The organism is Bradyrhizobium sp. ISRA430, from assembly GCF_029909975.1.
Taxonomy (GTDB): Bacteria; Pseudomonadota; Alphaproteobacteria; order Rhizobiales; family Xanthobacteraceae; genus Bradyrhizobium.
Genome location: NZ_CP094516.1, coordinates 8055473 through 8069016, shown reverse-complemented (window position 1 = coordinate 8069016; position 13544 = coordinate 8055473). Strand labels below are relative to the sequence as shown.

Here is a 13544-nt window from a genome sequence, read left to right as displayed (position 1 = left end):
CCGCGCGGGCCTAATGCTCTTCCGAGGAAACGGCGTTCTGCTGCGCCTTGTGGATCGACGACGGCACCACGCCGAAATACTTCCGGAACACCCGGCTGAAATGCGATGAGCTGGAGAAGCCCCAGGAGAAGGCGACGTCGGTGATGGTCTTGCCGCCGTGGGCCTCGAGCTCCTGCCGGCAGTTCTGAAGCCGCGCCTGCCAAATATAGTCGCTCACCGTCGTGCCGCGCTCAGAGAACAGCATGTGCAGATAGCGTTTGGAGCAGCCGAGCTCCGCCGAGATCTGGTCGATGCACAGATCCGGATCGCGCAGATGCTCGCGAATAAAGAACTGCGCGCGCACATACATCGCCTCGGGCCCGACCCGATCGAACAGCGTGTCGGCCTCGCGGAGCGGCAGCAGCAGAAGATCGATCAACGAATCGGCGACGCCGACCGCGCTGTTCGCCGACAGCTTCGCCGCCTCGTCGAAGGTCGCGTGAACAAAATCATGGGCGATTCGACCCGTACCCGTGCGCGCCGACAGCTTACAGGCCGGCATCCGCTGTGACGGGAAGCCGCGATCGCGGAGCAGCGCCTTCGGCACGATCACCACGTCGTGCCGCGTAAAGGCGGGGCTGATGATCGAGTGCGGGCAAGAAACGTCATAGGCGATGATGTCGCCCGGGTTGAGCTCGATGTGGCGGCCCTCCTGCTCGAAATAGGACACGCCGTATGTCTGAAAATGAATCTTGATGTAGGGATGTTCGTTGGCTTTGGCGCGCGCGAAGGTGTGCGCGATGCGATGCTGGCTCACCTCGATCTGGCAGAGCTTCAGGCGCGAGACCGTGGTGTAGTCGATGCGGCCCTCAAGCGAGGACGCCTCCAGCGGATCGACGTCGAAGTAGCCGCACAGGCTGGTCAGCCCATCGATCCAACTCTGGATCTGCTTCTTCGGCGTCAGTCCGGTCGTCGAGAGCGTGTGGATTGTGTCGGACATGATCCAGCCACTGGTTTCACCGGGAGATACGGCGCGAATCGCGACCGGCATCCGCCGGAGCCCTCAGCCGTGATTGCGCGACGTTTACCTCAAATTTGGGTCGTCTTTTGGGGCAAGCGCCCTGCCCCACTGCCACCCTTAAGAATAATCCTCCGCCTTAGTTGCAGCGCCGTCAAGGGGAACCTGAGCGCAGAAAACCTGCGGTCGGACATAGCAGAAGCCGCTGAATTCGCTACTGCAAAATCAAAAACTTCGCGTCCGTGCGCTGTCGAGCAAAGCGGCTTCTCTCTTGGGCAAGTTTCCCGATGACGAAGTGGTTAGGAATTGCGGCAGGAACAACAAGAAACGGGCCGCAAGCGAAACGCGGACCCGTGGCTCATACCAGGAGGAGGAAACACTACAGCATCGTTTCTGGTCCCAACCGTGACCGCCCTGCACGAGCAGACGCTGGACGTCAAAGCCCAGTGGTTAAGCAATGCTACGAAAACGATAAACGAGACCTAGGAGGAAATGACTATGCGCAAGGTGCTACTGGCGACCTATCTTGGCTCCGCGGCGGCTCTCGCTGTCGGCAGCGCTTCAGCCAATGACGAGCTGATCAAGATGTCGCAGAACCCGAAAGACTGGGTAATGCCGGCAGGCGATTACGCCAATACCCGGTACTCCAAACTGAACCAGATCAACGCACAAAATGTCGGCAAGCTCCAGGTCGCCTGGACTTTCTCGACTGGCGTGCTGCGCGGCCACGAAGGTGGCCCACTGATCATCGGCAACGTGATGTACGTTCACACCCCGTTCCCGAACAAGGTCTATGCTCTTGACCTTTCCAACGAGAACAAGATCATCTGGAAGTACGAGCCGAAGCAGGACCCGAACGTCATCCCGGTGATGTGCTGCGATACGGTCAACCGCGGCCTGTCCTATGGTGACGGCAAGATCATCCTGCATCAGGCCGACACCAACCTCGTCGCGCTCGACGCCAAGACCGGCCAAGTCGCTTGGACGGCCACGAACGGCGATCCGAGCAAGGGCCAGACCGGCACGTCGGCGGCGCTGGTGGTGAAGGACAAGGTGCTGGTCGGCATCTCCGGCGGCGAGTTCGGCGTGCAGTGTCACGTCACCGCCTACGACCTAAAGTCGGGCAAGCAAGTCTGGCGCGCCTTCTCCGAAGGCCCGGACGATCAGATCAAGGTCGATCCCGCCAAGACGACCGCGCTCGGCAAGCCGATCGGAGCTGATTCCTCGCTGAAGACCTGGCAGGGCGATCAGTGGAAGATCGGCGGCGGCTGCACCTGGGGCTGGATGTCCTACGATCCCGCTCTGAACCTCGTCTATTACGGGTCGGGCAATCCCTCGACCTGGAATCCGAAGCAGCGTCCCGGCGACAACAAGTGGTCGATGACCATCTTCGCGCGCGACGCCGATACTGGCATGGCCAAGTGGGTCTATCAGATGACGCCCCACGACGAATGGGACTATGACGGCGTCAACGAGATGATCCTCACCGATCAGAGCATCAACGGGCAGCCGCGCAAGCTGCTGACGCACTTCGATCGCAACGGCATCGGCTACACCCTTGATCGCGAGAGCGGCGAGCTGCTGGTCGCCGAAAAGTACGATCCGAAGGTGAACTGGACCTCCGGCGTCGACATGGACAAGAACTCGCCGACCTATGGCCGTCCGAAGGTGCTTGATGCAGCTTCGACCGACAAGGCGGGCGAAGACCACAACGTGAAGGGCATCTGCCCGGCCGCGCTCGGCACCAAGGACGAGCAGCCGGCGGCCTACTCGCCGGAAACGCAGTTGTTCTACGTGCCGACCAACCACGTCTGCATGGACTACGAACCGTTCAAGGTGAGCTACACCGCGGGCCAGCCCTATGTGGGTGCGACGCTGTCGATGTATCCGCCGCAGGGCGAGACCAACATGGGTAACTTCATCGCCTGGGACGGCAAGACCGGCAAGATCGTGTGGTCGAACAAGGAGCAGTTCTCGGTCTGGTCGGGTGCGCTCGCAACTGCCGGCGGCGTGGTGTTCTACGGCACACTGGAAGGCTACCTGAAGGCGGTCGACGCCAAGACCGGCAAGGAGCTCTACAAGTTCAAGACTCCTTCCGGCATCATCGGCAACGTCCAGACCTATGAGCATGGCGGCAAGCAGTACGTTGCCGTGCTCTCCGGCGTGGGCGGCTGGGCCGGTATCGGTCTGGCGGCAGGTCTGACCGATCCGACGGCCGGTCTCGGCGCGGTCGGCGGCTATGCGGCACTCTCGAACTACACGGCTCTCGGCGGCACGCTGACCGTGTTCTCGCTGCCGAACTAGCCTCAACCCTGTATCGTCCGGCGCGTGGATCAACTCCACGCGCCGGCTCGTCTCCACCGAACGCGCTCGAGGAAAAATCACTTGCGAAAAATCTGCTGTGCCATTGCTGCGATGATCTTCGTCGCGTCTGGAGGAATTGCTGTCGCGGACGGCTCGGGCGATCCGGCCGCCGTCAAACAAAACGAAAATGGTGAGTGGCTCGATAAGGAGGGAAACCCGACCTACAAGGTCACCGAGGGATCCGTCGACTGGTACACCTATTCCGGATACCGCCGCTATCACTCGGACTGCCATGTCTGTCATGGCCCGGACGGAATGGGCTCGACCTACGCCCCGGCGCTGAAAGATTCGCTGAAGACGATGAGCTATGCCGACTTCCTCGGCGTCGTCGCCTCCGGCCGCAAGAACATCTCGACCGCGCAGGAGAACGTGATGCCGGCCTTCGGCGATAATCCGAACGTCGCCTGTTACATGGACGATCTCTACGTCTATCTGCGCGCGCGTTCCAACGAAGCCTGGGGCCGTGCGCGGCCCGGCAAGCATGAGGACAAGACTGACGCCTATACCAAGGCCGAAGACTCGTGCATGGGCAAGAAATAAACGTTTGGAGTCCGCCCGAGACGTGAAGTCTTGGCGTCTCCATGAGGATTTGAGGAGTTTACGATGAAGACACGTGCCGCCGTCGCTTTCGAAGCGAAGAAACCACTCGAGATCGTCGAGGTCGATCTGGAAGGTCCGAAGGCCGGCGAAGTCCTGGTCGAGATCAAGGCAACTGGTATCTGCCACACCGACGCCTACACGCTCGACGGCTTCGACAGCGAGGGAATCTTCCCCTCGATCCTGGGCCATGAAGGCGCCGGCATCATCCGCGAGATCGGCGCTGGCGTGACCTCGGTTAAACCGGGCGATCACGTCATCCCGCTCTACACGCCGGAATGCCGGCAATGCAAAAGCTGCCTCAGCCAGAAGACCAATCTTTGCACCGCGATCCGCGCCACCCAGGGCAAGGGCGTGATGCCTGATGGCACCAGCCGCTTCTCCTACAAGGGCAAGCCGATTTACCACTACATGGGCTGCTCGACGTTCTCGAACTTCACGGTGCTGCCGGAGATCGCGGTGGCGAAGATCCGCGAGGACGCCCCCTTCGACAAGAGCTGCTACATCGGTTGCGGCGTCACCACCGGTGTCGGCGCCGTCGTCAACACGGCCAAGGTCGAGCCGGGCTCCAACGTCGTCGTGTTCGGCCTCGGCGGCATCGGGCTCAACGTCATCCAGGGCGCCAAGATGGCCGGCGCAGACAAGATCATCGGCGTCGACATCAACGACTCCAAGGAGGAGTGGGGCAAGAGGTTCGGCATGACCCACTTCGTCAACCCGAAGAAGGTCACCGGCGACATCGTCCAGCATCTCGTCGGCCTGACCGACGGCGGCGCCGACTACACCTTCGACTGCACCGGCAACACCACGGTGATGCGCCAGGCGCTGGAAGCCTGCCATCGCGGTTGGGGCACCTCGATCATCATCGGCGTCGCCGAGGCCGGCAAGGAGATCGCCACGCGTCCGTTCCAACTCGTCACCGGGCGCAACTGGCGCGGCACCGCCTTCGGCGGCGCCCGCGGCCGAACCGACGTACCGAAGATCGTCGACTGGTACATGAACGGAAAGATCCAGATCGACCCGATGATCACCCACGTGCTGAAGCTCGAAGACATCAACAAGGGCTTCGACCTGATGCACGAGGGCAAATCGATCCGTTCCGTCGTCGTCTACTGAACCAGAAGCATCACCCACAAGGAGGATCGTCCCATGACAGTTGCACTCCACCCCTCGATCGACAACGGCATCAAACAGGGCAGCGGCAGCTTCGCCGGCGGCACGCTGGTCTGCAAATGCACGGATCACCCGGTCAAGGTCGGCATCAAGGGCGACGTCGCCCACAACCACGCCTGCGGCTGCACCAAGTGCTGGAAGCCGCAAGGTGCGACGTTCTCGGTCGTCGCCGTGGTGCCGCGCCAGAACGTCACCGTGCTCGAGAACGGCGACAAGCTCCAGATTGTCGACCCTTCCGCGGTGATCCAGCGCTACGCCTGCAAGGCCTGCGGCACGCACATGTACGGCCGCATCGAGAACAAGAACCATCCGTTCTACGGCCTCGACTTCATCCATCCCGAACTGTTCCAGGAGCAGGGCTCGCAGGCGCCGCAATTCGCCGCCTTCGTCTCCTCGGTGATCGAATCGGGCGTGAAGCCGGAGCAGATGGCGGGCATTCGTTCGCGCCTGAAGGAAATCGGGCTCGAGCCCTATGACTGTCTGTCGCCGCCTTTGATGGACGCGATCGCAACTCACGTGGCGAAAGCTAAGGCCGCCTGAGGCCATCAGACGTTGGCCACGCCGCCCGGCCGCTGGTCCCGACCACCACCAGCGCGCCGGACGGCGAGGCTCCGAGATTGCGGCGGCGTGGCTCCGCCCATTTGCACTGGCGAGGGCCATTGGCTCCCCTCAGTCCTGGTCTCTGAATGACTGCGCAGCGCCGCCAACTTCCCGCTTGAAGTCCGTGCGTGCGTTGCGTTTCTCCCTCCCTCGACTGAGGCATCCTGCTTCGTCCGCACAGCCCCTCTGGCGGACGAAGCTTTTTTTGCTGCAACCTGCCGCTGCAAAGGCCGCGCGACACGCAACGCGCAGCGCTCCCGCCCTGCTTTTGCCAAATCGCGGATACAATCTGTTCACGTCAAGCACACCCGGCTGTGAATGCCGGTCCGGCCCGATCTCTGATATGAGTCGCGGCGTCACGATGCCGCGCGAAATTCAATCAAATAAGAACGAAAACGGGAGATTTCGAGCACATCCAGACATCGCCAGTCGCATAGCGACCTCCTCCCAGGACCTGCCCGCGCGAGGACAACAGGTCGGATGCGGGCGAGACAACGCACCGAGCCGGCGTCGACCGACGTCGGCGCAATCCAAAATCGACATGCTTATGAAGAGCGAGGGACGATCATGATCAAGGTGAAGATCAACGGCCAGGAACAGAGCTGGGACGGCGACCCGGATCTCCCGCTACTGTGGTTCCTGCGCGACGAGGCCGGCCTGACCGGCACCAAGTTCGGCTGCGGCCAGGCTTTGTGCGGCGCCTGCACTGTCATTGTCGACAAGGAGGCCGTGCGCTCCTGCATCACCTCGATCAACGACGTCGCCGGGCGCGAGGTCACGACGATCGAGGGGCTGCATCCGACCGGCGATCATCCCGTCCAGAAGGCCTGGCGCCAGGTCAACGTTCCCCAATGCGGCTTCTGCCAGGCCGGCCAGATCATGCAGGCCGCCGCGCTCTTGATGGACAATCCAAAACCGTCGCATGAGCAGATCCGCGAGGCGATGTCCGGCAACATCTGCCGCTGCGGCTGCTACCAGCGTATCGAAAACGCGGTGCATCTCGCATCGACGGGGGTGTGACCATGAATTTCATCGACAATCCCCGGAAGCTTCGTGGCTTCGAAAAGCACATCAAGGTCGAGAAGATCTCACGCCGCAGCATCCTGAAGGGCCTCGGAGTCACCGGCAGCTTCGTGCTTGCCGCACCCGTGATGTCACGTCAGGCCTTCGCCTATGAGACCGGCGCGGGAAAGATGCCGCACGGCGTCGTAGTCGATCCGCGCGTCTTCGTCGCGGTCGCGCCCGACGGCATCGTTACCATTCTTGCTCACCGCGCGGAGATGGGCACCGGCGTGCGCACCAGCCTGCCGCTGATCGTGGCCGAGGAGATGGAGGCCGACTGGTCGAAGGTCAAGGTCGAGCAGGCCCATGGCGATGAGGTCAAGTTCGGCAACCAGGACACCGACGGCTCGCGCAGCACGCGGCACTATCTGATGCCGATGCGCCAGATCGGCGCCTCCGCCCGCGCCATGCTGGAGCGGGCTGCGGCCAAGCGCTGGGGCGTGCCCGCCACGGAGGTCAAGGCGGTCAATCACGAGGTGATCCACAGCGCCAGCGGGCGCAAGCTCGGCTTCGGCGAACTCGCGGCCGACGCCGCCAAGGAATCGGTGCCGAGCACCGAAGACCTCAAGCTGAAGGACCCCAAGGACTTCCGCTATCTGACCAAGGGCCAGATCGGCATCGTCGATCTTCGCGACATCACCACGGGAAAGGCGCGCTACGGTGCCGACGTGCGACTACCCGGCATGAAGTATGCCGTGATCGCGCGCCCGCCGGTGACCGGCGGCAAGCTGGTCTCGTTCGATCCCGACGCGGCCTTGAAGGTCCCCGGCGTCGAGAAGGTGATGCAGGTCCGCGGATGGCCGTGGCCGACGAAATTCCAGCCGCTCGGCGGCGTCGCGGTGATCGCCCGCAACACCGGCGCGGCGATCAAGGGCCGCGACGCGTTGAAGCTGACCTGGGACGACGGCGCGAATGCCAAGTACGACTCGGCCGCCTACCGCAAGGAGCTCGAGGACGCCTCGCGCAAGCCGGGCCTCGTCGTGCGCAAGGAAGGCGACGCGGATGCCGCGCTGAAGAGCGCGGACAAGGTCATCATCGGCGAATACTACCTGCCCCATCTCGCCCATGTCAGCATGGAGCCGCCGGTCGCGGTCGCCGACGTTAAGGGCGACAAGGCCGAGATCTGGGCGCCGGTGCAGAGCCCCGGCGGCACCCGCGAGGACGTCGCCAAGACGCTCGGCATCCCCGAGCAGAACGTCACCGTCAACGTCACGCTGCTCGGCGGCGGCTTCGGTCGCAAGTCGAAATGCGATTTCGCGCTCGAGGCCGCGCTGCTGTCGAAGGAGCTCGGCACGCCGGTGAAGGTGCAATGGACGCGTGAGGACGACGTCCGTCACGACTTCCTGCACACCGTCTCGGTCGAGCGGATCGAGGCTGGACTGGACAAGAGCGGCAAGGTGATCGCGTGGCGCCACCGCAGCGTGGCCCCCAGCATCGCCTCGACCTTCGCCGCCGGCACCGTCCACCAGGCACCGTTCGAGCTCGGCATGGGCCTCGTCGACATGCCCTTCGAGATCGCCAACGTCTCGTGCGAGAATCCGGAAGCGGCCGCGCATACCCGCATCGGCTGGTTCCGCTCGGTCTCGAACATCCCGCGCGCCTTCGCGGTGCAGTCGATGGTCGGCGAGATCGCGCATGCGACCGGCCGCGACCAGAAGGAGACGCTGCTCGCGCTGATCGGCAGCCCGCGGATCGTCAAGCCGGAGGTGAAGGACCTCTGGAACTACGGCGAGCCCTATGACAGCTACCCGATCGACACCGCACGCCTACGCAAGGTGGTCGAGCTGGTCGCCGAGAAGGGCGAATGGGGACGCCAGGTGCCGAAGGGCCACGGCCTCGGCATCGCCGTGCACCGCAGCTTCGTCAGTTACATCGCGACCATCGTCGAGGTGGCCGTCGACGATAAGGGCAAGCTGACGGTGCCGCGGGTCGACACCGCCATCGATTGCGGCACCTACGTCAATCCCGAGCGTATCCAATCGCAGATCGAGGGCGCGGCGATCATGGGTCTCAGCCTCGCCAAATATGGCGAGATCACCTTCAAGGACGGCAAGGTCGAGCAGAAAAACTTCGACGACTTCCAGGTCCTCAGGATGGATGAGTCTCCGCTGGTGACCAACGTCTACATCGTGCCGCCCGGACCCGACACGCCGCCGAGCGGCGTTGGCGAGCCCGGCGTGCCGCCGTTCGCTCCTGCGCTGATGAACGCCATCTTCGCCGCGACGGGCAAGCGCATCCGCAACCTGCCGCTCGGCAAGCAATTGGAGGCGTAACCCTCGCACTTTTGCGCGTGGGCGTTCGCACGTCGTCACGAGGCTTGCCGTCTTCGCTGAAGCTTCGCCGGCCTAGCACTGAAAGCCCGGCGAAGCCTTGGCGGAGCCGGGTCCCGGATAGCAGAATGCGGCGGACGTTGCCGTCCGCCGCATTCGCTCGCCCCCTGCGCGCTCCGCTTCCTTCGATCCGCCGCGGAGCTACTTCTTCAGTGCAAAGACCCAGATCACACCGCCCTGCGGCACGTTGGATTCGATGCCGATATTGTTGGTCGCCAGGGCATCCTGGATGCGCTGCGCATCGACGCCCCAGCCGGACTGGATCGCGATGTACTGCGTGCCATCGACCTCATAGGACACCGGCATACCCATGATGCCGGAGTTGGTCTTCTGCTCCCAGAGCAGCTCGCCGGTCTTGGCGTTGAAGGCGCGGAAGTTGCGGTCGTTGGTGCCGCCGGCGAAAACGAGATCTCCGGCGGTCGCCGTTACCGAACCGAACAACTGCGACTTCGGGAACTTATGCTGCCACACCTTCTTGCCTGTGGCGGGATCCCAAGCCTGAAGCTCGCCGAAGTGATCCGCACCGGGCTTGGCCTTCAGGCCGATGTCTTCCGGCTTGGTGCCGAGCCAGAGCTCGCCGGGTTTCAGCGCAATCTTCTCGCCGGTGAAGCCGCCGCAGAAATTCTCGTTGGCGGGCACGTAGACGAGTCCGGTCTTCTGGCTGTAGGCCGCCGACGGCCAGTCCTTGCCGCCCCAGAGCGACGGACAGAACTCGACCCGCTTGCCGATAACCGGCTTGTGCGCGGGATCGACGATCGGCTTTCCGCTCTCGGGCTCGATACCCTTCCAGACGTCGGTGGAAACGAACGGCCAGCCGGCGACGTAGTTGATCTTGGTCGGCGTGCGCTCGAGCACCCAGAAGATCGCATCGCGGCCCGGATGGATCAGACTCTTGATGTTGCGCCCATCGCGCTGCAGGTCGACCAGCATCGGCGCATCGACCTCGTCCCAGTCCCAGGAGTCGTTCTGGTGATACTGGTGATAGGTCTTGATCTTGCCGGTGTTGGGGTCGAGCGCGAGCACCGACGAGGTGTAGAGATTGTCGCCGGGATGCATCTCGCCGGGCCACGGCGCGGCGTTGCCGACGCCCCAGTAGATCGTCTTGGTGTCCTTGTCGTAATTGCCGGTCATCCAGGCCGAGCCGCCGCCGTTCTTCCAGTCATCGCCTTGCCAGGTGTCGTGACCAGGCTCGCCTTGGCCGGGGATGGTGAAGGTGCGCCACAGCTCCTTGCCGTCCTTGGCGTCATAGGCCGCGACGTAGCCACGCACGCCGAACTCGCCGCCGGAGCCGCCGACGATGACCTTGCCGTCGACGATCAGCGGCATCAGGGTCATGTACTGACCCTTCTTGTAGTCCTGCACCTTGGTGTCCCACACCACTTTGCCGGTCTTGGCGTCGAGCGCGACGACGTGATCGTCGGTGGTGGCGAGATAGAGCTTGTCCTCCCACAGCCCAACGCCGCGGCTGGTCGGATGTAGCTGGAACAGATCGTCCGGAAGCTGCCGCTTGTAGCGCCAGTATTCGTCGCCGGTCTTGGCGTTCAGCGCGATCACCTGCCCCATCGGGGTTGCCACGAACATCACGCCATTGTTGACGATTGGCGGCGCCTCGTGACCTTCGATGACGCCGGTGGCGAAGGTCCAGACCGGCGTGAGATTCTTGACGTTCGAGGTGTTGATCTGGTCGAGCGGGCTATAGCCCTGTCCGTCATAGGTCCGCCGGTAGAGCATCCAGTTGGCGGCTTCCGGATTCTCCAGGCGCTGCGCAGTGACCGGACTGTAATTCTCGATCGGGCCGGCGCCGGCGGCGATCGGGACGAGGCAGGTGAAGGCGACGAAGCCGGACAGTAACCATTGCTTCCTGGTCATAGGACGTTTCCCCTTGATTTCATCCGTTGAATTCTTGTTGTGAATTCTTGTCGTTCTTCTCGTCACCCGCACGAAATGCGGATGCGGCCTGTCGTGACGCGGGCGCGACCCGCGATCCATCATCCTGCCTGCTGGCCACCTACCTTTCCGATGAAATTGCCCGCGACGCTGAGCGAGCCGTCAGCGAGCGCCAGCGGCAGCGCAGCGAGCCGCCGCGGCGCCGGCCCGAACACGACCTGCGCACCCGCGCGGGGATCGTATTCGGAGTTGTGGCACATGCACTTGAACACCTCCTTGTCGCCGACATCGCTCTTGACCCAGGCGGTGACGGGACAGCCGGCATGCGTGCAGATCGCCGAATAGGCGATGATGCCGTCCACGGCGCGCGCCTTGACCTGGTCGTCAAGCTCGGCGGGGTCGAGCCGGATGATCAGGATCTCGTTGAGCCGCGAGCCGCTGCGCACCACCGATGTCTTGGGATCCTTCGGCCAGGCGTGCACCGGCGGCCCTCCGCGCGGCAGATCGGCTGAGGTGATGACCTTTCCTTCCTGATCGCCTTCGGAAAACACGAGGAGGTCGCCCTTCTGCGGCCGTTCGTCTGCGCCCGGTACGTCCTCTCCCGCATGCGACGGCGCGGAACAACCAAGGCATGCAGTGGTGGCGAGCGCACCGATGAGGAGCGTTCGCCGCGTTTGCTCCGTGCCCGCGTCGGCATCAGGTTTCGTCGCGATGTTGGAGCACGATGATGTTGGGATGAGATAGAATGATGAGCTCGACATGCACGCTAGCAGGCGCTGGAACTCTGCCAAAAACAAGGCGGAGAATTGGCGCCGCAGTGCATCAATATGGCTTTGCTCGCGTTGATTGAACACGAGTGAACGCGTTTACGCGCATTTTCTCGAATGCAACGTCATATCGCGCGATCGGTCATGATGATTTCGCGGGTCAGACCGATGATGTTGGAATTGGTGCAATGCGCCATGTGTGACGCGATGCAAAGCGACGACAACCAACTGCACGTTCGGCAGGCCGGTGCGTCGTGCTCAGGATCTCAGCACGTGGCGCGGCGCGGCGATGCGGCCCGCCACGGTTGCCGATGCCATCTCAAAACTGTCGGCGATGCGTCGTGCCTTCTCGATGAACAGCGCAGCGGCCGCGGGCGGACAGACCTCGCGGGCGGTCTGTTCGAACAGGTCGAGCCAACGATCGAAATGATCGCCGATCAGGCTCAGCGGCAGATGCGCCCGCATCGGCTGGCCGGAATAGCGGCCGGTCATCAGCACCACCGACGACCAGAAATTCTTCAGCTTGGCGAGGTGCTCGTCCCAATCCTTGACGATCGCGAACACCGGGCCCAGCAAGGCGTCCTCACGCACGCGCCCGTAGAAGCGGGTGACGAGCTCCCCGATCATCTCTTCGGTGATCCCGGTGCGCTCGATGGCATTTTGAACCAAGAGGCTCCGCCGCTCCGCCGCAGCTTCCCGCTCGGCCTTCAGTCGATCCGACATTCCCTTGCTATCCGTTCGTTGGTTCCGCAAGCGCCTTGTGACATTGTCGGGCTGATCGTGTCGCTCCGTCTTTGTCGCAGCGCAAATTGCGGGAGAGGCGGCGGAGCTGAACGCCCGCCGCCCGCGCCAATGTCAGGCGCTGTAGGTGTAAAAACCCTGCCCGGTCTTACGGCCGAGATGGCCGGCATCGACCATCTCCTTGAGCAGCGGCGCCGGACGGTATTTAGGGTCGTTGAAGCCCTTGTAAAAGACCTCCATCACCGAGAGCATGGTGTCGAGCCCGACGAGATCGGCGAGCGCCAGCGGCCCGATCGGATGGTTGCAGCCGAGCTTCATGCCGGCGTCGATCTCTTCGGCCGTCGCGATCCCCTCCTGAAGCGCGAAGATCGCCTCGTTGATCATCGGACACAGGATGCGGTTGACCGCGAAGCCCGGGCTATTCTTGGCCGTGATCGCCACCTTGCCGACGCGTTTGGCGAAATCGACGGCCTTCGCATGGGTGTCGTCCGAAGTCTGGAGGCCGCGGATGAGCTCCAGGAGCGCCATCACCGGAACCGGGTTGAAGAAGTGCATGCCGATGAAGCGGTCGGGACGATCGGTCGCCGCGGCGAGCTTGGTGATCGAGATCGAGGAGGTGTTGGTCGCGATCAGCGTCCGCGGCGACAGCGTCGCGCAGAGGTCCTTCAGGATCTTGACCTTGAGCTCCTCGTTCTCAGTCGCGGCCTCGATCACCAGGTCGCAATTGGCAAGCTTCGCCCGGTCGGTCGTTCCCGTGATGCGCTTGAGCGTCGCCTCGCGGTCGGCCTGCGACAGCTTCTCCTTCTTGACCAAACGGTCGAGGCTGCCGCCCACGGTTGCGATGCCGCGGCTAACGGCGGCGTCGGAGATGTCGACCATCACCACGTCGAGCCCGGCCGCCGCGCAGACCTGGGCGATGCCGTTCCCCATGGTCCCTGCCCCGATGATGCCAACGGTTTGGATCATTGCTTCAAATCCTTCTCATCCTGCGGGCGTGCCAACCGGCGTGGCCCCATCTTTCCTGCA

The 13544-nt window shown here is 63.3% G+C and carries 11 protein-coding genes; 6 read left to right on the top strand and 5 right to left on the bottom strand.

Translation table 11 applies throughout. The annotated features are described in order from the left end of the window. Positions 1 to 10 precede the first annotated feature (10 nt). A complete protein-coding gene (locus MTX21_RS37720; protein ID WP_280969501.1) occupies positions 11 to 979 on the bottom strand; it encodes a helix-turn-helix domain-containing protein in 969 nt (322 codons plus the stop codon). Positions 980 to 1495: 516 nt separating this feature from the next. Here MTX21_RS37720 and xoxF5 point away from each other — a divergent pair. From xoxF5 to MTX21_RS37690, 6 genes are all read left to right on the top strand, one after another. Continuing rightward, positions 1496 to 3301, top strand: a complete 1806-nt coding sequence (gene xoxF5, locus MTX21_RS37715) for a lanthanide-dependent methanol dehydrogenase XoxF5 (RefSeq protein ID WP_280969500.1) — start codon at positions 1496 to 1498, stop codon at positions 3299 to 3301. A gap of 111 nt (positions 3302 to 3412) precedes the next feature. Further along, entirely contained in the window at positions 3413 to 3901 is a 489-nt protein-coding gene (locus tag MTX21_RS37710) for a c-type cytochrome, methanol metabolism-related (RefSeq protein WP_280970915.1), read from the top strand. Between the two features lie 63 nt (positions 3902 to 3964). After that, complete coding sequence (locus tag MTX21_RS37705; protein WP_280969499.1) at positions 3965 to 5074, top strand: S-(hydroxymethyl)glutathione dehydrogenase/class III alcohol dehydrogenase; 1110 nt, start codon at positions 3965 to 3967, stop codon at positions 5072 to 5074. A 33-nt stretch (positions 5075 to 5107) separates the two neighbouring features. Then, the gene (gene gfa / locus MTX21_RS37700) at positions 5108 to 5671 is read left to right on the top strand and encodes an S-(hydroxymethyl)glutathione synthase (protein WP_280969498.1); all 564 of its coding nucleotides are present in this window, start codon (positions 5108 to 5110) and stop codon (positions 5669 to 5671) included. A gap of 627 nt (positions 5672 to 6298) precedes the next feature. Continuing rightward, entirely contained in the window at positions 6299 to 6751 is a 453-nt protein-coding gene (locus tag MTX21_RS37695) for a (2Fe-2S)-binding protein (protein WP_280969497.1), read from the top strand. A 2-nt stretch (positions 6752 to 6753) separates the two neighbouring features. Beyond that, on the top strand, positions 6754 to 9066 hold the full coding sequence (locus tag MTX21_RS37690) for a molybdopterin cofactor-binding domain-containing protein (protein WP_280969496.1): 2313 nt from the start codon (positions 6754 to 6756) through the stop codon (positions 9064 to 9066). 198 nt (positions 9067 to 9264) lie between these two features. Here the strand turns inward: MTX21_RS37690 and MTX21_RS37685 are convergent, their stop codons facing one another. From MTX21_RS37685 to MTX21_RS37670, 4 genes are all read right to left on the bottom strand, one after another. Next, positions 9265 to 10992, bottom strand: coding sequence for a methanol/ethanol family PQQ-dependent dehydrogenase (locus tag MTX21_RS37685; RefSeq protein ID WP_280969495.1), 1728 nt, complete (start codon positions 10990 to 10992; stop codon positions 9265 to 9267). Between the two features lie 119 nt (positions 10993 to 11111). Beyond that, on the bottom strand, positions 11112 to 11771 hold the full coding sequence (locus MTX21_RS37680) for a Rieske 2Fe-2S domain-containing protein (RefSeq protein WP_280969494.1): 660 nt from the start codon (positions 11769 to 11771) through the stop codon (positions 11112 to 11114). A 264-nt stretch (positions 11772 to 12035) separates the two neighbouring features. Then, entirely contained in the window at positions 12036 to 12500 is a 465-nt protein-coding gene (locus MTX21_RS37675; RefSeq protein WP_280969493.1) for a group III truncated hemoglobin, read from the bottom strand. Positions 12501 to 12632: 132 nt separating this feature from the next. Continuing rightward, entirely contained in the window at positions 12633 to 13484 is an 852-nt protein-coding gene (locus tag MTX21_RS37670; protein WP_280969492.1) for a 3-hydroxybutyryl-CoA dehydrogenase, read from the bottom strand. Positions 13485 to 13544 lie beyond the last annotated feature (60 nt).

Coding starts and splice junctions, on each gene's coding strand:
- MTX21_RS37670 (WP_280969492.1), bottom strand. CDS start 13,484: ATGATCCAAACCGTTGGCATCATCGGGGCAGGGACCATGGGGAACGGC.
- MTX21_RS37690 (WP_280969496.1), top strand. CDS start 6,754: ATGAATTTCATCGACAATCCCCGGAAGCTTCGTGGCTTCGAAAAGCAC.
- MTX21_RS37705 (WP_280969499.1), top strand. CDS start 3,965: ATGAAGACACGTGCCGCCGTCGCTTTCGAAGCGAAGAAACCACTCGAG.
- MTX21_RS37695 (WP_280969497.1), top strand. CDS start 6,299: ATGATCAAGGTGAAGATCAACGGCCAGGAACAGAGCTGGGACGGCGAC.
- MTX21_RS37680 (WP_280969494.1), bottom strand. CDS start 11,771: ATGTCGAGCTCATCATTCTATCTCATCCCAACATCATCGTGCTCCAAC.
- gfa (WP_280969498.1), top strand. CDS start 5,108: ATGACAGTTGCACTCCACCCCTCGATCGACAACGGCATCAAACAGGGC.
- MTX21_RS37685 (WP_280969495.1), bottom strand. CDS start 10,992: ATGACCAGGAAGCAATGGTTACTGTCCGGCTTCGTCGCCTTCACCTGC.
- xoxF5 (WP_280969500.1), top strand. CDS start 1,496: ATGCGCAAGGTGCTACTGGCGACCTATCTTGGCTCCGCGGCGGCTCTC.
- MTX21_RS37675 (WP_280969493.1), bottom strand. CDS start 12,500: ATGTCGGATCGACTGAAGGCCGAGCGGGAAGCTGCGGCGGAGCGGCGG.
- MTX21_RS37710 (WP_280970915.1), top strand. CDS start 3,413: ATGATCTTCGTCGCGTCTGGAGGAATTGCTGTCGCGGACGGCTCGGGC.
- MTX21_RS37720 (WP_280969501.1), bottom strand. CDS start 979: ATGTCCGACACAATCCACACGCTCTCGACGACCGGACTGACGCCGAAG.